The organism is Paraburkholderia phenazinium, from assembly GCF_900100735.1.
Lineage (GTDB): Bacteria > Pseudomonadota > Gammaproteobacteria > Burkholderiales > Burkholderiaceae > Paraburkholderia > Paraburkholderia phenazinia.
On sequence record NZ_FNCJ01000013.1, the window covers coordinates 135,836 to 156,243 of the forward strand.

At 64.2% G+C, this 20,408-nt stretch carries 15 protein-coding genes; 6 read left to right on the plus strand and 9 right to left on the minus strand.

Annotation, left to right across the window (positions count from 1 at the left end):
* Positions 1-104 precede the first annotated feature (104 nt).
* Positions 105-1,028, minus strand: a complete 924-nt coding sequence (locus BLQ92_RS25840; RefSeq protein WP_090688553.1) for a recombination-associated protein RdgC — start codon at positions 1,026-1,028, stop codon at positions 105-107.
* A gap of 368 nt (positions 1,029-1,396) precedes the next feature.
* Between BLQ92_RS25840 and BLQ92_RS25845 the strand changes: the two genes are divergently transcribed.
* The 3 genes from BLQ92_RS25845 (at position 1,397) to BLQ92_RS25850 (ending at position 2,485) form a co-directional block, all read left to right on the plus strand.
* Positions 1,397-1,954: an ester cyclase gene (locus tag BLQ92_RS25845; RefSeq protein ID WP_090688248.1), complete on the plus strand. Its 558-nt coding sequence runs from the start codon at positions 1,397-1,399 to the stop codon at positions 1,952-1,954.
* 89 nt (positions 1,955-2,043) lie between these two features.
* Positions 2,044-2,190: a hypothetical protein gene (locus tag BLQ92_RS40160; RefSeq protein ID WP_175772598.1), complete on the plus strand. Its 147-nt coding sequence runs from the start codon at positions 2,044-2,046 to the stop codon at positions 2,188-2,190.
* Positions 2,180-2,485, plus strand: coding sequence for a hypothetical protein (locus BLQ92_RS25850; protein ID WP_090688251.1), 306 nt, complete (start codon positions 2,180-2,182; stop codon positions 2,483-2,485). The genes BLQ92_RS40160 and BLQ92_RS25850 overlap by 11 nt, the downstream gene beginning before the upstream one ends.
* Before the next feature lie 46 nt (positions 2,486-2,531).
* On the opposite strand, the gene BLQ92_RS25855 is transcribed toward BLQ92_RS25850, so the two are convergent.
* The 5 genes from BLQ92_RS25855 to msbA form a co-directional block, all read right to left on the minus strand.
* The gene (locus BLQ92_RS25855) at positions 2,532-3,815 is read right to left on the minus strand and encodes a glycosyltransferase (RefSeq protein ID WP_090688254.1); all 1,284 of its coding nucleotides are present in this window, start codon (positions 3,813-3,815) and stop codon (positions 2,532-2,534) included.
* A 66-nt stretch (positions 3,816-3,881) separates the two neighbouring features.
* Positions 3,882-5,171, minus strand: a complete 1,290-nt coding sequence (locus BLQ92_RS25860) for an O-antigen ligase family protein (RefSeq protein ID WP_090688257.1) — start codon at positions 5,169-5,171, stop codon at positions 3,882-3,884.
* Entirely contained in the window at positions 5,171-6,298 is a 1,128-nt protein-coding gene (locus BLQ92_RS25865) for a glycosyltransferase family 9 protein (protein WP_090688261.1), read from the minus strand. The genes BLQ92_RS25860 and BLQ92_RS25865 overlap by 1 nt, the downstream gene beginning before the upstream one ends.
* 365 nt (positions 6,299-6,663) lie before the next feature.
* On the minus strand, positions 6,664-7,746 hold the full coding sequence (locus BLQ92_RS25870; protein ID WP_175772599.1) for a glycosyltransferase family 4 protein: 1,083 nt from the start codon (positions 7,744-7,746) through the stop codon (positions 6,664-6,666).
* Between the two features lie 147 nt (positions 7,747-7,893).
* Entirely contained in the window at positions 7,894-9,690 is a 1,797-nt protein-coding gene (gene msbA / locus BLQ92_RS25875) for a lipid A export permease/ATP-binding protein MsbA (RefSeq protein ID WP_090688556.1), read from the minus strand.
* A gap of 221 nt (positions 9,691-9,911) precedes the next feature.
* Between msbA and BLQ92_RS25880 the strand changes: the two genes are divergently transcribed.
* Complete coding sequence (locus BLQ92_RS25880; RefSeq protein ID WP_090688266.1) at positions 9,912-10,673, plus strand: glycosyltransferase family 2 protein; 762 nt, start codon at positions 9,912-9,914, stop codon at positions 10,671-10,673.
* Between the two features lie 72 nt (positions 10,674-10,745).
* On the opposite strand, the gene dnaE is transcribed toward BLQ92_RS25880, so the two are convergent.
* Positions 10,746-14,321 (minus strand): DNA polymerase III subunit alpha, encoded by a 3,576-nt coding sequence (dnaE, locus tag BLQ92_RS25885; protein ID WP_090688270.1) that lies wholly within the window; start codon positions 14,319-14,321, stop codon positions 10,746-10,748.
* 326 nt (positions 14,322-14,647) lie between these two features.
* Between dnaE and BLQ92_RS25890 the strand changes: the two genes are divergently transcribed.
* Positions 14,648-15,511: a sulfurtransferase gene (locus tag BLQ92_RS25890; RefSeq protein ID WP_090688273.1), complete on the plus strand. Its 864-nt coding sequence runs from the start codon at positions 14,648-14,650 to the stop codon at positions 15,509-15,511.
* 184 nt (positions 15,512-15,695) lie between these two features.
* Positions 15,696-16,631, plus strand: coding sequence for a tRNA glutamyl-Q(34) synthetase GluQRS (gluQRS, locus tag BLQ92_RS25895; protein WP_090688559.1), 936 nt, complete (start codon positions 15,696-15,698; stop codon positions 16,629-16,631).
* Between the two features lie 489 nt (positions 16,632-17,120).
* Here gluQRS and BLQ92_RS25900 read toward each other — a convergent pair whose 3' ends face one another.
* Both BLQ92_RS25900 and BLQ92_RS25905 read right to left on the minus strand, forming a co-directional pair.
* A complete protein-coding gene (locus BLQ92_RS25900; RefSeq protein WP_090688276.1) occupies positions 17,121-18,599 on the minus strand; it encodes a DEAD/DEAH box helicase in 1,479 nt (492 codons plus the stop codon).
* 365 nt (positions 18,600-18,964) lie between these two features.
* Positions 18,965-20,401: an aldehyde dehydrogenase family protein gene (locus BLQ92_RS25905; RefSeq protein WP_090688277.1), complete on the minus strand. Its 1,437-nt coding sequence runs from the start codon at positions 20,399-20,401 to the stop codon at positions 18,965-18,967.
* Between the last annotated feature and the right edge of the window lie 7 nt (positions 20,402-20,408).

Sequence of the window (20,408 nt, forward strand, 5' to 3'; positions counted from 1 at the left end):
CTGGTTACAAAATAAACCGGCAGAAATCGAGCGACTTTCTGCCGGCTTGCGCAGCCCTTTCAGCTTACAGAGCGCGCTTGATTGAGCCCGCTGCAGCCGCTGCTTCAGGCCGCCGCGGCGTGCAGCAGCGCGTCGCCCTGCTCGCCGCCCAGCACTTCGACGATGTCGGCAAACATGCGCGCGAGTTCGCCCGTCATCAGCGTCATGTCCGAGTCGAATTGCTCGTCGTCGTTGTGCGCGGTCGGGTCGCTCGCTTCCTTGATGACGTCGAGCGGCGTCACGCGCTTGATGGTCAGCGACGGGGTCAGGACAAACGACACGCGGTCGTTCCATGTCATCGCCAGACGCATGCACTGCTTGCCCGCTTCGATGTGCCGGCGCATGTCCTCGACATCGAGCGCATGCCCCACATATCGCACGGTCGCGTTGCCCTGCGCTGGCGAGCGCAACTCGGTGTCCTGATCGAGCGTGAAGCCGGCAGGCGCATCGCCCGACAGGAGCCATTCGGTCATCGCCGCCACCGGCGATTGCGCAACCCGCACGCTGGCGAGCGGCAATTGATCGACCGATTTCACCAGCAGTCCGAGCACTTCGTCCGCGACGGCTTGCGACGATGCATCGATCACGAGCCACCCGTGCGCCGTGTCGATCCATACGCGCGTGTCGCGGCGAATGCTGAAGGCGCGCGGCAGCAGTTCGTCGGTGACCTGCTCCTTCAGTTCGCGCATCTGCTTGCGGCCGACCTTGAAGCCCTGTTGCTCTTCGAGCTCGAGCGCACGCGCCTTGGTCACCTGATTGACGACCGAGGCGGGCAGCAACTTCTTTTCGGTGCGGAACACCAGCAGCATCTGGCGGTTGATCGAGTAGACGAGCGAGTCGTTATCGCGCGGCGACGCCCATCCCTGCGTCTGCATCTCGACGCTGCTGCCCGGCTGGAACGCGTGCGGCGCGAGCCACTTGTCCATCTGCTCGGGGGTGACGGACCACGGAACGGGGAGACGATGAAGCTGAAGGTTTTTGAACCACATGGGCGTACGGGCAAAGCGCATCATTCTATACGACACTCGCCGCCGCGAGGGATCGCAATGCACGCAGCGAACAATTGCGGTGTATCGGTGAAGCGGCGTAGCCTGCCGCTACCCGAGCGCGGACGGCCTTCGCGCCATTGATTAGCATAACTACGGTAATTGCAAACACCGCGGCGAGGCAGGCTCACGAGGACCGGCCACAGCACACACACGCCCGCAGCACCCGCGCGCAGCGAGTCCCCACCGCTTGCGATTATCAAATCCGTTGGGACACGCCTTCAACCGCCAAACCCATTCTCAGCCGGCGCGGTCCGCATCGAGAATACGGCCAGTTTCAACCCCGAACCCACTCTTGAACGGAGCCGTCCATGTCTACTCTGCTTTCTCCAGCTATCCGCGTTGCGCTCGCCGGCGCGGTCTACGCCAGCGCCCTGCTCGGCACGGGCAGCGCAAGCGCTGCCACCGATGAAGCCTTGCCCGTGCCGCACCACGTCTCAGCCGACGCCGGCTCGCCCAGCGCGGCGCAGGTGGTCCTGACGGCACGCCGCTACGCCGCCTTCTGGAACACCGGCGACGAAGTCTATGCCCGTCTCGCGCTGTCGCCGGACTTCGTGGACCGCACCCTGCCGGACGGTCGCCCGCAGGGCCCCAGCGGGCCGCTGGCGGCTTCGAAAGGCTTTCGTACCGCCGTGCCGGATCTGAGCGCCGAAATCGACGATCTGGTCGTCTCCGGCGACCGCGCCGCAGTCCATCTGCATTTCCGCGGACATTTCACCGGACAGTTCCAGAACCTCAAAGGCACGGGCCAGACCGTCGACTTTCAGGCCTTCGATCTGTACCGGGTAGAGGACGGCCGCATCGTCGAAAACTGGCATCTGGAAGACAACCTGACGCTGCTCAAGCAACTGGGCGTCGTCAAACCGTAAAAAGGCGCGGGCGGCCGGGCCGCTGCCCTCCGCTTTCCGTGCAAATCACCTAGACTTTTGGCATGCAGTGGAAATGGATGGAGGCTGCCATGGCGGAATCAATGGTCAGCATCGTAGTGGGATTGGTGGTGATCGTCACCGGAGTCATGATCCTCGGCGCGCACTACCGGCGCGATCACCGGACCCGGTCGCTCGGGCGGCTGCACGGCCCGAATGGAGACAACCATGTCCGATGAAACCCATGCCTGGCAAATGGTTGAATACGAAGGCTTCGAAATCCATCTGTCGCCGCGCCCTACAGAGCCCGACGCGCCGCCCGGCCGGAACCGTTTCACGTACCTCGGCTACGTTTGCCACCCAGGCGCCGATCCGGCGATTCCCGGGCACGTGGTGCCGTTCCATGCGGGCGGCGAGGAATGGTTTGCCAGCCTAGAAGACGCGTGCTACGAGGCGGTGCATGCCGGACGCAGTATCGTCGACGGCACGCATCCGGACCTCTCGGTGCTCTCACTGGTGACAGGCGGCGTATAAGCCGCCGCCCGGGGCATCCGGCCCACGAAGGCCGACGACGTAAGGCCTAAGGCAGGCGCCCGGCCACCGCCGAGTCGCGCCCGTTCCACGCGAGGCCCGCAGGACCGTCGCGGCCGGAAATCTGCTGCGCGAGCAGCAGCATGCGCTGATTTGCGCTGTCCGGCGCAAACGTCGCCACTTTCTTCTGTGCGTTCTGCACCAGGGTTCGCCGCAACAAGGTGTCCGTATGCAGGCGTTCGATGGCGCGCGCCATTTCGTCGATATCGCCGATCGGCACCAGCATGCCGGCCTTGCCGCCTTCGAGCAGGTCGCGCGGGCCGGTCGGACAATCGGTGGAGATCACCGGCGTGCCGAGCGCCATTGCCTCGCCGAGCACCATGCCGAAGCCTTCGTAGCGGCTGCTCAGCACCAGCATTTCCGCCTGACGAATGTACGGGAACGGGTTCGAGCAGAAGCCGAGAAAATGAACGCACTTGCGAATGCCGAGTTCGACGGCCAGTTGCTCGAGCGCCGCCTGATCGGGCCCCTCGCCGATCAGCACGAGGTCGGCTGAACTCAGCCGTTGCGCCCGCACCTGGGCGAACGCGCGCAGCAAGGTCTTGTGATCCTTCTGCCCTTCATCGAGGCGCGCCACCGAGACGATAAAAGTCTCCGCCGGACGCTCGATCTCCTTGCGCGCCTTCAGGCGCAGCGACTCCACGTCGATGACGTTCGGCAGCTCCACCAGATTCACGCGATCGGCCGGGAACAGCTGCTGGGCTTCGCGCAACATGTCGGGCGTCAGCACGGCAATGGCGGCATAGCGGGAATATTGCTTGACGCGGCGCGCGAGGTAGCGCGCGCTCTTGTCGCCGAGGCGCGTAGCGAGACTGAAATGACTCACGCCGAACCACGGCACCTTGCCCGCGCCAGCCAGGTGGCGCAGCGAGAAATCGAAGTCGCAGACGATATCGTGATCGCGCACGAGCTGCCGAAAACGCATTCCTGCGAGGGGCCGGATCAGGCCATAGGTGAGCACCTTGTGCAGCAGCTTGAGCGGGGCGCCGAGCTTGCCCTGGCGGCGCGTCTCGTGCAGCGAGTGCATCCACTTCGACGCCGCCAGCACGTGCACGGGCACGTCGTCGGGAATCGAATGGGCGCGCCAGAACAGCAATTCGTCAGTGGGATAGGTGACACACACGCTGGGCGCAAAGAGCTGCCGGTCGAGCGTTTTCAACCACGCGAGCAGCGACGTTTCCGTGCCGCCCTTGCCGAAATCGTTGATGTGAAACAGGATGCGCCGCGGCGGATCGAGCAGTTCGGTGCGGTCGTGTCGACTATCGTATTTCATACTCTCAATGCGTCCAGACCTGACTTCAACGGGTGACAGTGACAACAGATCGCACGCGGGCGCGGCTCAGCGGAGCTCGCGCGACGGGCGCCGCGACGCCCCGGCCGGTTCGGCGAGCGACTGGGCGCTGCCCAGCAGGAGGCCCGCGAACGACCAGAAAGCGAGCATGGTGGTCTGCCACATAAAATCGTCGGTGGTATTTTTCGCGATCATACCCGCAACCAACGCGATGCCAGCCGCGCACAGCCACGGGTCAGCGCGCCGCACGCGCCAGAAACTCAGCACCAGAGCCAGCAGCAAGGCCGTTTCGAGCACGACGCCGATCACGCCAGTCTGCAGCCAGGTATTGAGGAACAGATTGTGCGCGTGGGTCAGCGCCTGGGGTTCGATGGTCAGCAGGCTTTGTGGCATCTCCCGCTGGTACACCATGCCCGGCAGCGGCTTGCCGAAACCGATACCGATCCACCGGTGCCGCTTCGCCTCAGCAGTGTAAAACGCCCACAGTTTCGGCCGCGTGTCGGACGACACCGTGTCGCCGATACTGGAAAACGCCTGCGGGAAAAATATCTGATGGCCATCGATCGCGACGTCTCGCGACGCCGCAGCGGGCTCGGTGGCGCCAAGCCGCAGCCGCGCGCTGTATTCCAGCGTGGCGACGCCTGCCGCGCCGACCACGGCAAACGCTAGCAGTGCTAGCAGCGCGTGGCGCCGATACCAGGGAAACAGCGCCACTAGCAGCGTGGCCCCGGCGGCTGGCCAGAAAAACCGGTTGAGCGTGGCGAGGCCGATGAACAGGCACAGCACGAGGCCGCTCAGACCGAAGACACGCCAGCGCGAACGCAACAGCGCGCCGGCGAACAAGGCCATGGCGAACACCGCCAACGTGCTGGTATGGCCGACCCGGTTATAGAAATGCAGCGGAAATGTGTTGGCGGTAGGCGGCTGCAGATGCCCCCAGTAGCGTGCGCTGATCAGCGCCAACAGCACGCAGGCCACCCAGCTCACCAGCACGAACGGGGCGAGCCGCTGCGTGCGCGAGCCGAGCAGCCAGAAGCCCCAGAACGCCACCAGCGGATACAGCACCTCGTCGCACCACGCATGAATGCTGACCACGGGATACGCCGACCATGCAACCGCGCCGAGACTCCAGAGCGCCCAGCAGGCGATCGGCACGAGCAGAGGCCATTGAAGGAACGAGGGACGCTGCGGCGAAAAGGCCGCCGCCAGCGTACCGAGCGCCAGCAGCGCGAGCGCGTTGAAGACGATGGCCGTCATGTGCCCGAACATCACCGCGAACAGGATGACTGGACACGCAATCCACAGGACGCGCTCGACGCGCGCGAACGTGTTAGTCATTACACTTCCACCAGAACGTTTTGCAATGCGTTGTAGACCGAATCGACCGAGATGCGCCCCATACAATCGGCGTGGTCGCCCTTCCAGGCGACGCAGGTGGTCGAATTGCGGTCACAGCGCCGAACCCATGCCACTTCGCGCCGGAAAATAAACGGTTGATCGCGGCATGGCATCTCAGCGATCGTCACCGGGACGAACGGTACTTCACTCCAATAACGGCCCGCGCCATGAATCTGCGCGTTGCCGGGGCCGAACAGCGCCACCGTTGGCACGCCGATCAGGCGCCCCAGGTGGGCGACGCCCGTATCCGGGCACACCACTGCTCTCGCGCCGGCGAACAGATGCCACAACTCGCCCAGCCCGAGCCGCCCCGCCAGATTCGGGTGGTGCGGATCCGGGTCGATGGCGCGGATCAGTTCCGCCTCGCCCGGGCCGCCGCTCCAGACCGGCACATAGCCAAGCGCCTCGACGCGCTGCGCAAGTTCGCGCCAGCGCCCATCCGGCCAGCGCTTGACTGCGGTGCTGGCGCCGGGATGCAGCACAACATAAGGTTGCGTAAGCAGATCCGCATCCGGCAGCGCCGCATGTGCAGGCGCCGGCCAGTCGCCCGGCCGGTAAGCACGCGGCGGCGCGCCTTCGATCAATTCGGTGGCCAGATCCGCCCATGCCGCCGGCGCAGCCGGATACGGCACGCTCTGGTTGACCGGCCAGTTCTTCCACGCCGGCACGTCACCCGCATGCGCGACGATCCAGCGACAGCCCGCGCCGAGCGCGAGCCAGCTATGCCGGTTGTCGCCGAGCACCAGACCGAGATCGTACGGGCCGGAATCTAGCACCCCTTTGACGGAAGCGAGGTCACGCGGGTCAAACGGTAAGGCAGTGACATCGAAGGGCCGCCCGGCATACAGCGGCACGATCGCCTTCGGACAGGCGAGAGCGATCTGCGCCTGCGGATACTGCGCACGCAGCTTCGCCAGCAGGGGCGTGAGCAACAACGTGTCGCCCAGCAACAGATGATGCGCGAGGAGAATGCGCTGCACAGATGCCGGCCGGCGACGCAACGGCTTGAGCACGAGGCGCGGAATGGCCCGCCCGAAGATGCGGATACGCCCGGAAAGCCGGCTCATTGGGGCATCGGCACGTTGGTCCCGTCCGCGATCTGACTGGGCGCCGGCAGCCGGCTCGAGGTCGCGTTCCCCATGCAAAATCTCCAGCGGTATTCTTGTCGATAAAACTGACTTACGCTCCAGCGCCGGGCTGCGCCGCACGCGACAAAGCCGACGCGGTGACTGCGGGTACCCTGCACCCACCGTCTGACTGCGCCGGCACTGGAAGCGAAGTGAGAAACACAAATTGGCCGGTATTTGGTCTGACCCAATACCATATCGCGAAAAATTATAGCATGCGCGGCAGGCTGGAAAGCCGCCCGGACGGGCCTGTGCGGGCGGACGCCGGGGGTATCTGGGCAGCATCGGCACGAGCTGTGCATCGGTCAATTCCCGCCGTGGATACGCTTGGCCAACACGAGCAACGCGTCGACATGGCCAGCCACGCTCGCGTCGTATAACACCGCGCCGCGCGCCACGCCGGACTGCAACGACTGCATCGGCGCTGTGGCGGCAAGCCGCTGCTGGACCGCACGCGCGAGCGTTGCGCGCAGGTCGGCCTCGTCATCCGGTGTGAAGACGAACTTGGCGTGCGCCGCGATCGCATCGCAACAGCCGATGCTCGACGGAAAGATCACCGGCGTGCCGCACATCACCGACTCGACGCCGACCAGCCCGAACGGCTCGTATTTCGAGGCGAGGATCGTGAAATCGGCCGCGCGGTAGCCGTCCTCGATCTCCTTCACGTAGCCGATATAGCGCACCCGCTCCGAGGTGCGCGCAGGCGGACGCCCCGCCACGGCGAGCACCACGGGCAGCGCGGTATCGCGCAGCGCCGCTTCGATCAGCGGCAAACCCTTGCGCTCGTGACTGCTTGATGGAAACAGCAGCACGATCTCGTCATCCGCGAAGCCGAACTTGCGCCGCAACTCGGCGCGCCGCGTGGCATCGACCGGTGTGAAGCGCGCGCCGTCGACGGGCGGATACAGCACCTGGATTTTCGCTGCGTCGATGCCATAGAGTTCACGCAGTTCGTCGTGCATCAACTGCGAGTGCGCGACGATCACGTTCGACGTCTCGTACTGACGGCGCTCGAGCGCGATCTGCCAGCGGTCCGAGCGCTTGTGCGGCCGCCCGGTCGCACGCAGGAATCCGAGGTGGGTGCCGCCGCAGATCGCGATCTCGGACGAGTCGACCCGATTGCAGCCAATCAGCACATCGACCTTGGCAGCGCGGCGCGCGTGGCGCAGCCGCCAGGAAAACCAGCGATCGCGCAGCTTGCCCGGCAAGAACGAGACATTGATGCGATGCGCCTCGACCATGCGGCTTTCCGGCACCGACATATCGAACCGGCGCGCGAAGAAGGCCAGTTCGCTGCCCGCGGCAGCGAAGCCGCGCACCAGGTCCATCGCATAGCGCTCGAGGCCGCCACTATGTTTCAGCGCATTACTGGAGAGTCCGATTTTCATTATTCAGACGAGTACGCGCGGGGCGCCGGTCAAACGTAAAGGGGAAATCAGCCGCGCGGCTGCCGGAACAGCCGTGCCACAGCACGGCTGCGGCACGGATTAGAGCACACGCAGGATTCGATTGACTTTCAGCGTGGCGTCAAAACGTCAGGCCGCGTTCTGCTGGAACTGGATGCGATGCAGATGCGCGTAGAGGCCGTCTTGCTCGAGCAGTTCGCGATGACTGCCGCGCTCGACGATACGCCCTGCTTCCAGCACCAGAATCCGGTCCGCGCGCTCGATAGTCGAGAGCCGGTGCGCGATGACGAGCGTGGTGCGTCCCTTCATCAGTGTTTCTAGCGCCGCCTGGACGTGGCGCTCCGACTCCGAATCGAGCGCCGAGGTGGCCTCGTCGAGGATCAGGATCGGCGCATTCTTGTAGATGGCGCGTGCGATCGCCAGACGCTGGCGTTGACCGCCCGAGAGCATCAGGCCGTTGTCGCCGACCAGCGTCTCGGTGCCCTTCGGCATGGACTGCACGGTGTCCCACAGATTGGCAGCCTGCAGCGCGGCCTTGACCTTCTCCGGATCTGCCGTTTGGCCGTAGGCAACGTTGTGCGCAATCGTGTCGTTGAACAGCACGACGTCCTGGCTCACCATCGCGATCTGGCTGCGCAGCGCGTGAATGCCGTATTCCGGCAACGCCACGCCGTCGACCAGGATCTCGCCGCTGGTCGGATCGAAGAAACGCGGCAGCAGATTGACGAGCGTGGTCTTGCCGCTGCCCGAGGGACCCGCGAGCGCCACCATTTCGCCCGGCGCAACCTTGAACGACACACGGTCGAGGGTCTGCCGGTCGTGCGTGCTGGTGGCGCCGTAGTTGAACGAGACATCGCGGAATTCGACTTCGCCGGATGCGTGCTCGAGCGGCTTGCCGCCGCCTTGCGGCTCGGCCGGTTCGTCGATCAGGCCGAAAATCAGCTCGGCCGCGGTCATGCCGCGTTGCAGCGGCTGGTTGACGTCCATCAGGTGCTTGAGCGGCGAGACGATCAGCAGCATCGACGTAATGAACGCAACGAAGCCGCCCACCGTCGTGCCGCCGTGCGCCGATTGCACGACCGCAATCGTCACCACCACCGCAACCGCGACCGACGCCAGAAACTGGGTCAGCGGCTGGGCGAGTCCGCCGGAAGTCGTCATGCGCAGCGAGTAACCGCGCAGACGCCGGCTCATTTCGGCGAAGCGGTCAATCTCGTACTTCTCGCCGTTATGCACCTTGACCACCTTGTAGCCGCCCACTGTCTCCTCGACGATGTAGGACAGCTCGTTGGTGAGCATCTGGTTTTCGCGGTTAAGCCGGCGCAGCTTGCGGTTGATCTTGCCGATCACCCAACCGATCAACGGCAGCATCACCGCGACAATCAGCGTGAGCTTCCAGTCCAGGTAGAACAGGTAGCCGAGCAGGAACAGGACTGTCAGCGAATCGCGCACCAGCGTGACCATGACGCCCAGCAGCACGTTGAGAATCTGGTTGACCTCGAAGACGATGGCATTGATCACCGTGCTGGCCGTCTCGCGCTGGAAAAAACCCACGCTGGTATGGACCATCCGTTCGAACATCTCCAGGCGCAAGCGGAGAAGGATCGTATTCGAGACGTATGCGATCAGATAACCCGAAGCGTATTGGGAGACGCCCCGCACCAGCGCGAGCCCGATCACGCCGAGCGGCACCATCCACGCCAAACCGTGGACGGCATGCGTGCCAAAGCCCTTGTCCAGCAGCGGCCTGAGCAGCACGGGAATGAGTGCGTCGGTGCCGGCGCTGACGCCCATGGCGGCAATTGCACCAATCAGGGTCCACAGGATCGGCTTGATATACGGCCAGAGCCGGCGGAGTAAGACGAAAGGCGACGAGGCATCGCCTGATCCACCGATGACTTTGCTTAAAGTGGGCTTCGCGCTCAAGGAATCCTCTAGGAAGGCGAACTTGGCGCCCACCCGACAGGTCGACGCACAAAATACCGCATTGTAAACGCTTGGGCGGTCGCAGCGACCGCCCCGTTGTGCCAGGCTAACACCTTACTGACAACGGGCTTTCAGCCGTGTGTCCATGGGTCGAAAGGGGCGCGCTGTGTATACTTGCGCGACGCGTTTTGCCCACCCCGCACCCTCTCCGCTATTCAGGCATGAAAGAAACCACCCTCGGCGTCGCCCTCATCACCAGGAATGCGGCGCCGCGCCTGGCCGAATGCCTCGCCGCTGTGGCGTTCGCCGATGCGATCGTCGTGATCGACGGCGGCAGCACCGACGGCACCGTCGAGATTGCCCGCGCCCACGGCGCCCGGGTGCTGCAGCAGACCGACTGGCCCGGCTTCGGGCCGCAAAAGAACCGCGCGCTCGACGCGCTCGACACCGACTGGATCCTGTCCATCGATGCCGACGAAATCGTCACGCCGGAACTCGCTGCCGCGATTCGAGCCGAGCTGGCCGCACCGGCCGCCGAGGTGTACGCCGTGGACCGCCTGTCGAGCTTTTGCGGACATTGGATCCACCACAGTGGCTGGTATCCGGACTGGATCCCGCGCCTCTTCAAGCGCGGCGCTGCGCGCTTCTCGGACGACCTCGTGCATGAGCGGCTGGTGTTCGACACCCCAGCGCAACGGCTGACCGGCAAGCTGATGCACTACTCCTACGAAGACTTCGACACCGTGCTGCGCAAGCTCGACGCTTATTCGACGGCGGGCGCGCAGCAGCGTCATGCTGCAGGTAAAGGCGGGAGTTTCGGCAAGGCGCTCGGGCGTGGGCTATGGGCATTCGTCCGCACCTACGTGCTGCGGCGCGGCTTTCTCGACGGCCGAGCCGGCTTCATGATCGCGGTGTTCAATGCGGAAACGGTGTACTACCGGTTTCTGAAGCTCGCGCACCTGAGCGAGCGCGAGCGGCGTTAAGCCCGGCTTCGCGCCGGGCGCCACGTAAAAGCCCGCGCCAGCCCGATTGGGCAAAAACGCGGGCCATATCGGTCAATACACGATTTCGATCGAACTACCGGCGAACTCGCCACGCAGCGCGGCGAGCAGTTCGTCAGTGGGTTTGACGCGCCAGGCATCGCCGAGACGAACCTCACCTTGCGCATTCTCGCTGCGATAGACGATCTGCACCGCGAGACCGTTCGGAATCTGCACGGCCTGACGCTGACGCCCGCCGTCGCCGCCGAAGCCACCGCCATTTCGGCCACCGCCACCACCGCCGCGCGTTGGCGCTGCAGGCGCTTGCGCGGCTTGCGGCTCGTCGGCGCCGGCGCTGTGCGCCTCCAGCACGCGACGCAGCGCGAGCGCATCGGCATTGCCGTTCATCTGCACCTTGACGGCTTCCGCATAACGGCAACGGGCGCGGCCGAGGTCCATCACGGTGTCGACCGTGAAGCGGATGCCGCCGGTGAACGCGTCGTTACGCGCCATGCCCTGCACCACCAGCAACTCGTCTTCCTTGAAGAGTTGCTTATACGCTTCGAACGTCTCGTTGAAGACCGTCACTTCGCATTGACCGGTGCCGTCGTCGAGCAGCGCGATCAGCATCTTGCCGCGCTGGGTCATCTGCGTGCGCAACGAGGCGATCACGCCGGCAATCAGCTTGTCGCGCCCTTCCTTCAACTCGCCGATCTTCTGGCGCGCGAAGCGGCGCACTTCGTCCTTGTAGGCGTCGAACAGATGGCCTGACAGGTAGAAACCGAGCGCGCCCTTCTCTTCCTGCAGCTTCTTCTTTTCCGGCCATTCGGGTTCGTCGACCAGCTCATGGCCTTGCGACGGCGCGTCGCCCATGTCGAACAGGCCTGCCTGCATGGCGTTGGCGCTCGCCTGGTCGGCGGCTTCCATGGCGAGCGACACCGACGCGATCAACTGCGCGCGATTCGCATGCAGCGTGTCGAACGCGCCGGCGCGGATCAGCGCCTCGATCGTGCGGCGATTGACCACACGGCGGTCGATGCGGTTGCAGAAATCGAACAGGTCGATAAACGGACCTTCTTCGCGCGCGCGCAGGATTTCTTCAATCGCGTTCTGGCCGCTGCCCTTGATGGCGCCGAGACCGTAGCGGATCGTCTTCGAACGCTTGCCGTCCGCTTCCGCCACCGGCTCGAAGCGATACGCCGACAGATTGATGTCCGGCGGCAACACGGCCATCTTGTTCGTGATGCAGTCTTCGAACAGGATCTTGACCTTGTCGGTATCGTCCATGGCGAGCGACATATTCGCTGCCATGAATTCGGCCGGATGGTGCGCCTTCAGCCACGCGGTGTGATACGCGAGCAGTGCGTAGGCGGCCGCGTGCGACTTGTTGAAGCCGTAGCCGGCGAACTTCTCCATCAAGTCGAAGATTTCGTCGGCCTTCTCGCCGGTCAGCCCGTTTTTCCCGGCGCCCTGGCGGAACAGCTCGCGATGCTCGGCCATTTCCTCGGCCTTCTTCTTACCCATCGCGCGACGCAGCAAGTCGGCGCCACCGAGCGAGTAGCCGCCGATGATCTGCGCCATCTGCATCACCTGCTCCTGATAGACCATGATGCCGTAGGTCTCTTTCAGAATGGGCTCGACGCGCGGATCGGGATACTCCACCACCTCGCGGCCGTGCTTACGCGCACAGAAGCTCGGGATCAGGTCCATCGGGCCCGGACGGTACAACGCCACCAGCGCGATGATGTCCTCGAAGCGGTCTGGCTGGGCGTCTTTCAGCATGCCTTGCATGCCGCGGCTTTCCAGCTGGAACACGGCGACCGTGTTGGCCTTCTTGAGGATCGAGAACGAGGCCGGATCGTCGAGCGGCACCTGCGCAAGCGACCAGTCCTGCTTCGACGGATCGAGCCTGCGGATATAGCGCTCGGCCCAGTCCAGAATGGTGAGCGTGGTCAGGCCCAAGAAGTCGAACTTGACGAGGCCGACCGCTTCCACGTCGTCCTTGTCGTACTGGCTAACGACGCCGCTCTCGTCACCCTGGGTGTAGAGCGGACAGAAATCGGTCAGCTTGCCCGGGGCGATCAGCACGCCGCCGGCGTGCATGCCGACGTTACGCGTCAGGCCCTCGACACGCTGCGCGAGCTCGAGCAGCTGATGCACTTCGTCTTCGTTGTCGAAGCGCTCCTGCAGGAGCGGCTCTTCCTTCATCGCGTCGGCGATGGTGACGTGCTTGCCGGGCTTGAACGGAATCAGCTTGGCGATACCGTCCGTGAACATGTAGCCGAGATCGAGCACGCGGCCGATGTCGCGCACCGCAGCCTTCGCCGCCATCGTGCCGAAGGTGGCGATCTGCGAGACCGCATCCGCACCGTACTTTTCCTTCACGTACTGAATCACACGGTCACGGCCGTGCTGGCAGAAGTCGATGTCGAAGTCAGGCATCGACACCCGTTCCGGATTCAGGAAACGTTCGAACAGCAGGTTGTAGCGCAGCGGATCGAGGTCGGTCACGCCGAGCGCGTATGCGACGAGCGAGCCCGCGCCCGAACCCCGGCCCGGCCCCACCGGCACGCCGTTGTTCTTGGCCCAGTTGATGAAGTCTGCAACGATCAGGAAGTAGCCCGGGAAGCCCATCTTGATGATCGTGCCGCACTCGAATTCGAGGCGCTTGTAGTACGTCTCGCGCTGCGCGTCGCGCTCGGCCTCGTTCGGGTACAACTGCTCGAGCCGCTTTTCCAGCCCCTCTTTCGACAGATGCACCAGATAGTCGTCGAGCGACATGCCGTCCGGCGTCGGGAACAGCGGTAGCTTCGGCTTGCCGAGTTCGAGCGTCAGATTGCAGCGGCGGGCGATTTCAACGGTATTGGCAAGCGCCGACGGAATATCCGCGAACAGCGCGGCCATTTCGTCTTGCGTGCGGAAATACTGCTCGGTCGTGAAGCGCTTCTGGCGACGCGGATTAGCGAGCATGTCGCCTTCCGAAATACACACACGCGCTTCGTGCGCGGTGAAGTCGTCGGGCGTCATGAACTGCAACGGGTGGGTGGCCACCACCGGCAGTTTCAGCGAGGCCGCGAGCGCCACCGCCTGCTGCACATAGGCTTCACCGCCCGGCTGGCCGCAGCGCTGCAACTCGATGTAGAAAGCGTTGGGGAAGACCTTGGCCCAATGCTGCGCATTGCGCTTGGCCGCTTCCTCGTTGCCGGCGGCGAGCGCCATGCCGATATCGCCCGTCTGCGCGCCGGACAGCGCGAGCAGCCCTTCGCCGAGACCGGTCTCGAGCCAGCCGGCTTCGAGTTCGGCGCGGCCGCGATATTGATTGGTGAGCCACGCTTTGGTCAGCAACTCGCACAGATTCAGATAGCCGCGTTTGTCTTTAACCAGAAGCAGCAACCGCGAAGGCTTGTCGCGATCATCCGGATTGGTGATCCAGACGTCGCAGCCGGCAATGGGTTTGACCCCTTTGCCGCGGGCTTCCTTATAGAAACGGACGAGGCCGAAGGCGTTGCCGAGGTCGGTGAGCGCGAGCGCGCCCTGACCGTCTTTGGCCGCGGCCGCGACGATGTCGTCAAGGCGCACAATGCCATCGGCAATCGAGAATTCGGAGTGAACGCGGAGATGAACGAAGCGAGGATCTGACATGGGCGTTATTGTAACTCCACCCTCCCGAAGATTTGAGACGAAGCGGACACGTTAGCCATCCGGCCAGGGGGCTGACGGGCGGCGCGAGTCGCGAACGGTTATCGAGCCGGTTGTGCGAGTCAGGAATTGCGCGCTACACCGGACAAATCACGTGCACCTTGCGCTGCCGCAACCTGATAGCTATTCGGCCGACTCGGGCAATCCGGCCGGTTGAGGGATAATACGGGTTTCGCCCAATTTGCCGTGGCCGCGCCACGCACGCGGCGCTTGCTGCCGCACGCGCGGCTTACAACGCTGTTTGCAGCGCCGCCGGGCCACTTTACCGCTGGACCATCATGAGCATCGTCAATCTCGCCGCCTACCAATTCGCGACCCTCGAAGCCACAGCCGAGTGGCGTCCGCTCGTCACTGAGCGCTGCAACGCACTCGGTCTGCGCGGCACGATCCTGCTCGCGCCGGAGGGTATCAACCTGTTCGTCGCGGGCGCGCCGGAAGCGGCCAGCGCGTTTATGGACTACATCCGCCACGACCCGCTGTTCGAGGGCAAGTTCGCGAACCTGCAGTTCAAGGAAAGCGTGTCGGAGAAGCAACCGTTCCGCCGCATGCTGGTGAAGCTGAAGCGCGAGATCATCACCATGAAGAAGCCGGCGATCCGCCCGGAACTGGGCCGCGCGCCGTCCGTGGACGCGCCCACGCTGAAGGCGTGGCTGGACCGCGGCCACGACGACGCAGGCCGCCCGGTGGTGATGCTGGACACGCGCAACGCATTTGAAGTGGACGTAGGCACGTTCGACGACGCACTCGACTACCGAATTAACAAATTCAGCGAGTTCCCGGCGGTGATCGAGCAGAACCGCGCGGACCTGGAAGGCAAGACGGTCGTCTCGTTCTGCACGGGCGGGATTCGCTGCGAGAAGGCGGCGATCCACATGAAGGAAGTGGGCATCGAGAACGTGTACCAACTCGAAGGCGGCATCCTGAAGTATTTCGAGGAAGTGGGCGGCGCGCACTACCACGGCGAGTGCTTCGTGTTCGACTACCGCACGGCGCTGGATCCGGAACTGAAGCCGACAGCGACGGCACAATGCTTCGGCTGCCGGGCGGTGGTGAGTCCGCAGGCGCAGCAGTCGCCGCTGTATGTGCCGGGCAAGACATGCCCGGAGTGCCACCCGGAGCGTAACGCCGCGCGCGCGGCGTGATGGTCACGGCGGATTTCGTGCGTTGATCGATGCGTAGACGACGTGATCCGATGCACGATTCGATACGCGCTCATAGACCTCTGCCGCTACGCGAATGGAGGACCTGCACGAACGCCACCTCTGCGGCGGCAACGCGCAGGCGTTGGAGCAAGAGCGAGAACGGCACCGGATCGAGAACCAGAACATGAGCTACCGAGGCCGCTTCGCCCCCTCGCCTACTGGACCGTTGCATTTCGGCTCGCTGGTGAGCGCGCTCGCTAGCTGGCTGGACGCACGCGCACATGGCGGCGCGTGGCTGGTGAGAGTCGAAGACATTGACGGCCCGCGCACGGTCCCAGGAGCCGCCGAGGACATCCTGGCGACACTCGAGGCGTTCGGCCTACACGCGGACGAACCACCGCTATGCCAAAGCGAGCGCACGGCACGCTATCAAGAGGCGCTGGAGCAACTACGGGATGCTGGGCTCGTTTATCCATGCGGCTGCACCCGGAAAGAGATCAGCGACTCGCTGCTGAACGCTCGCACCCGCAACACGACGCTTGCCTACCCGGGCACTTGCCGCAACGGCCTGCACGGCAAACCCGCGCGCGCGTGGCGGCTGCGCGTGCCGGATGGGGACGCTGGGCGAGGGGTTGCCGGAGGGATTACTGGAGACGCAGCAACGATCACATTCGAAGACCGCTGGCAGGGCTTGCAGACACAGAATTTAGCGACTGAGGTAGGCGACTTCGTGTTGAGGCGAGCGGACGACCAGTGGGCGTACCAACTGGCGGTGGTGGTAGACGATGCTGACGCAGGGATCACGCACATAGTGCGGGGGGCGGACCTGATGGACTCAACGGCACGGCAGATCTACTTGCAACGCTGCCTGGGCGTGCCGACACCGAGATACCTGCATGTGCCGGTGGTAACGAACGGTTTGGGCGAAAAGCTGAGCAAGCAGACGGGCGCAACGGCGCTGGACCCGAGCCGACCGCTGGACGCGCTGTACGCGGCGGCGGAGCACCTGAAACTGGAGATGAGTGGCCGTACCCAAGAGTCGCTGCAAGCGTTCTACGACGCGGCGACAACAGCGTGGGCACGACGAATCGAAACGCTGCGTACGATCACCCCGCAGTAACGCGGACACAATCCCTTAGCCAGGCGCGAACCACCGACCCAAGAGCCCCGAACGCAACACCTGGCGCGAACCGCATGGTCTGAGACACCAGCGCCGAGCCGTGTGCCGTGTGCCGTGTGCCGTGTGCCGTGTGCCGTGTGCCGTGTGCCGTGTGCCGGCAGGCTAAGCCAGGAACATTCAGAGGGGGGGGCCGAAGGGGAGAAAGACCCGACGGCGGCGCGAAGCGCGCGCTGGAGCGGATGACTGCTGTGTCACTGGGGGATGTGGTGCGAGAGCACGTCTCGTCTCGGACCACTCTGGGGTCACACAAGAGGTGGACACCTACGAGCTGGCGGTGTGAGCCCGCTTTCTTTGCTTACTTTCTTTGCGGCGGCAAAGAAAGTAAGTGCCGCCCCGCACAGGGGCAACGCAAATAGACCACTAAGAACGCAAGGAAAGGCCAACACCGCAAGAACAACCACCAAAGCGCCACGCAGGCAAAAAAACCGCTTACGAAGAAGAGGAAGAAGTACTCTTCCTGGGCATCCCAAACCCACCCAGCAGAGCAGCGAGCGGCTGCTTAGAAACCGGCTTCTGCGCAGCAGCAATATCGGCAACTTCATCCGCCTTACGACTAGAAGGCGAGGGCTCATAAGGCTTGGAGAAGAAATCATCCACAGGCGCTTGCCGATGATGATGCGGCCGATCAAACGACGAAGAAGAGCCCGCACCGGAAGCACCCGTACGCCGACGGCTGCCCCGTTCCTCGCGCCCTTCCCGATCACGCCGCGGCGCACGCTCCTCATGATGATGCCGCACAGGCAAATCAACGGTAAGCCGTTGCACATCAAGCGGCCGCTTGATCAACTTCTCGATATCGGCGAGCTGCTTACGCTCATTCGGGCTACACAAAGAAAGCGCATCCCCGGAAGCCCCAGCACGCCCAGTGCGCCCAATCCGGTGCACATAATCTTCGGCATTAAACGGCAGATCGAAGTTAATCACAGCCGGCAACTCAGCAATATCGAGCCCCCGCGCAGCGACATCCGTCGCCACCAGAGCCTCGATTTCACCACGCTTGAACGCATCCAGAGCCTGCATGCGCTCGTTCTGGGTCCGATCGCCGTGAATCGCGGTCGCCACCACACCATCACGCTCGAGACTACGCGCCAAACGGCTCGCGCCAATCTTGCTGTTACAGAACACGATCACCTGCTTCAGACCGCGCTCGCGAATCAGTTGCACCACCGCACCGGTCTTGTCGCCCTCGGCCACTTCATAAACCGTCTGGGTAACATTAGTCGCGGTGGAATTGCTGCGCGCCACTTCAATAGTCTGCGGGTTGCGCAGATACGTCGCCGCCAGCTTCTTGATTTCACCCGAGAACGTCGCCGAAAACAGCAGCGTCTGGCGTTCCTTCGGCAGCAGATTCAGGATGCGCTGCAAATCCGGCAGGAAGCCCATATCGAGCATACGGTCGGCTTCGTCGAGCACCAGCATCTGCACCTGCCCCAGATTGGCCGTCTTCTGTTGCACGTGATCGAGCAGACGGCCCGGCGTGGCGATCAGAATCTCCACACCGCGACGCAGTTGCTCGGACTGCGGGTTCATATCCACGCCGCCGAACACCACCGCGCTGCGCAGCGCCGTATGCTTGGCGTAAGCGTGCACGTTGGCAGCCACCTGGTCGGCCAGTTCGCGGGTCGGGGTGAGAATCAGCGCGCGCACCGGGTGGCGCGCGGGCGAAGCGCTCGTGCTGGCGTGCGGCAGCAGGCGCTGGATGATCGGCAGCGAAAAACTCGCGGTCTTGCCAGTGCCAGTCTGCGCGGCGCCCATGACGTCGCGACCCGACAGTACGACCGGAATCGCCTGCTCCTGGATCGGCGTAGGCGTCGTGTAACCCTGCTCCACGATGGCTTTCAGGATGTCGGGCGCAAGGCCAAACTGGTCAAAGGTCGCGGTACTGGGCGTGACGGCTGTGTCGGACATGGTGGCTTTCGCTAAAAATGCGCCTGCGCGGGGGGCGCGGCTGCGGCCGGGGCCGCGGAGGGCATCAGGATGAAGCGGAGCCACGGCGTGCCGCACGGTACCCGATTTAGTCAGGGAAGGATGCAGCCGGCTCCGGCCGACGGAAACACCCGCCGGAAAGGCCGGTATTGTAGCACTTCAGCAAAAACACTCATGGCGCATGCGTCTGCTTTCTGCTTACACCCCAGAAAGGCCGACCGCAACGCGCCGGAAACCGCCACAGGCCCGCACAGACTAGGGTACGCAGACGACAGTCCTGTGACAGCCCGTCAAGGCGGCGTGGGCCACGGCGGATGGCCGGCCACCGCCGCGCCCTCCCTACCCCCTCACCAGGTTTCGCGCATCACCATCAGCCGCATCTCGGTCATATCCTCGATCGCGTAGCGGATGCCCTCGCGCCCGAGCCCCGAGTCCTTGACGCCGCCATACGGCATGTTGTCTACCCGGAACGACGGCACGTCGTTGATCACCACCCCGCCCACGTCGAGCCGGTCCCACGCCAGATGGGCATGGGCGAGCGAATCGGTGAACACACCGGCCTGCAGGCCGAAGTCGCTATCGTTGACGGTCTCGAGCGCCGCGTCGAAGTCGTCGAAACGCTCCAGAATCGCCACTGGGCCGAACGCTTCCTTGCGATACAGGTCCGAATCGCGTTTCACGTCTTCGAGCAGTGTTGCTTCGAACATCGCGCCTTCCACCTTGCCGCCCGCCACGATCTTGGCGCCGTCCAGCACCGCGCTCTCCATCCAGCCCGCGAGGCGCTTCGACTCCGACTCGGAGATCATCGGCCCAACGAACGTCTTCTCGTTCTTCGGATCGCCCATGATCAGCGAGCGGGTCTTGGCGATCAGCCTTTCGCGCAGCGCGTCGTAGATGCTTGAATGCACGAGAATCCGCTGCACCCCGATACAGCTTTGCCCCGACTGATAGAACGCGCCGAATGCCAGCCGCTCGACCACGTAGTCGAGCTTGCCGCCCTGGTCGCCGTCGACGATCGCCGCCGCGTTGCCGCCCAGTTCCAGAATCACCTTCTTCTTGCCGGCCTTTTTCTTCAGCTCCCAGCCCACCGCCGGTGAGCCGGTGAACGACAGCAGCTTGAAGCGCTCATCGGTGGTGAAAAGGTCGGCACCATCGCGATGGGCCGGCAGGATCGAGAACGCACCCTTGGGCAGATCCGTTTCCGCGAGAATCTCGCCCATGATCAGCGCCCCGACCGGTGTGCGGCTGGCCGGCTTCAGCACGAACGGCACGCCCGCGGCCAGCGCCGGCGCCACCTTGTGTGCGGTCAGGTTCAGCGGGAAATTGAATGGCGAGATGAATGAGCACGGGCCGATCGGCACGCGCTTCACGTAGCCGTGATAACCCTTGGCGCGCGGCGAAATCTCGAGATTGATGATTTCACCGTCGATGCGCACCGCTTCCTCCGCCGCCACCTTGAAGGTATCGATCAGCCGCGTGACTTCGCCGCGCGAATCGTTGATCGGCTTGCCGGCTTCGATGCACAGCGCCATCGCCAGCTCGTCGTAGCGCTCGCGGAACCGGCTCACGCAATGTTCGAGCACCGCCTGGCGCTTGAACGGCGGAAATGCGCGCAGCGCGGGCATCGCCTCGACGGCGGCGCCAATCGCCTTGTCGATCGCAGCGGCGTCGGCCATCGCCACACGGGTGGCCACCTCGCCGCTGAATTTGTCGGTGACTTCGAGATCGGTGTTGGCTGCCACCGCCACATTCGCGAGGTAGTACGGGTAAGTCTTTTTCAACATGACACGT

What these genes read in the sequence shown, in the direction of transcription:
- BLQ92_RS25840 (WP_090688553.1), bottom strand. Translation starts at nt 1,028, where the DNA reads ATGTGGTTCAAAAACCTTCAGCTTCATCGTCTCCCCGTTCCGTGGTCC.
- BLQ92_RS25850 (WP_090688251.1), top strand. Translation starts at nt 2,180, where the DNA reads ATGTCCGATGAAACCCATGCCTGGCAAATGGTTGAATACGAAGGCTTC.
- BLQ92_RS25860 (WP_090688257.1), bottom strand. Translation starts at nt 5,171, where the DNA reads ATGACTAACACGTTCGCGCGCGTCGAGCGCGTCCTGTGGATTGCGTGT.
- BLQ92_RS25855 (WP_090688254.1), bottom strand. Translation starts at nt 3,815, where the DNA reads ATGAAATACGATAGTCGACACGACCGCACCGAACTGCTCGATCCGCCG.
- BLQ92_RS25870 (WP_175772599.1), bottom strand. Translation starts at nt 7,746, where the DNA reads ATGAAAATCGGACTCTCCAGTAATGCGCTGAAACATAGTGGCGGCCTC.
- BLQ92_RS25900 (WP_090688276.1), bottom strand. Translation starts at nt 18,599, where the DNA reads ATGTCCGACACAGCCGTCACGCCCAGTACCGCGACCTTTGACCAGTTT.
- BLQ92_RS25905 (WP_090688277.1), bottom strand. Translation starts at nt 20,401, where the DNA reads ATGTTGAAAAAGACTTACCCGTACTACCTCGCGAATGTGGCGGTGGCA.
- BLQ92_RS25845 (WP_090688248.1), top strand. Translation starts at nt 1,397, where the DNA reads ATGTCTACTCTGCTTTCTCCAGCTATCCGCGTTGCGCTCGCCGGCGCG.
- BLQ92_RS25890 (WP_090688273.1), top strand. Translation starts at nt 14,648, where the DNA reads ATGAGCATCGTCAATCTCGCCGCCTACCAATTCGCGACCCTCGAAGCC.
- BLQ92_RS25865 (WP_090688261.1), bottom strand. Translation starts at nt 6,298, where the DNA reads ATGAGCCGGCTTTCCGGGCGTATCCGCATCTTCGGGCGGGCCATTCCG.
- BLQ92_RS25880 (WP_090688266.1), top strand. Translation starts at nt 9,912, where the DNA reads ATGAAAGAAACCACCCTCGGCGTCGCCCTCATCACCAGGAATGCGGCG.
- gluQRS (WP_090688559.1), top strand. Translation starts at nt 15,696, where the DNA reads ATGAGCTACCGAGGCCGCTTCGCCCCCTCGCCTACTGGACCGTTGCAT.
- BLQ92_RS40160 (WP_175772598.1), top strand. Translation starts at nt 2,044, where the DNA reads ATGGCGGAATCAATGGTCAGCATCGTAGTGGGATTGGTGGTGATCGTC.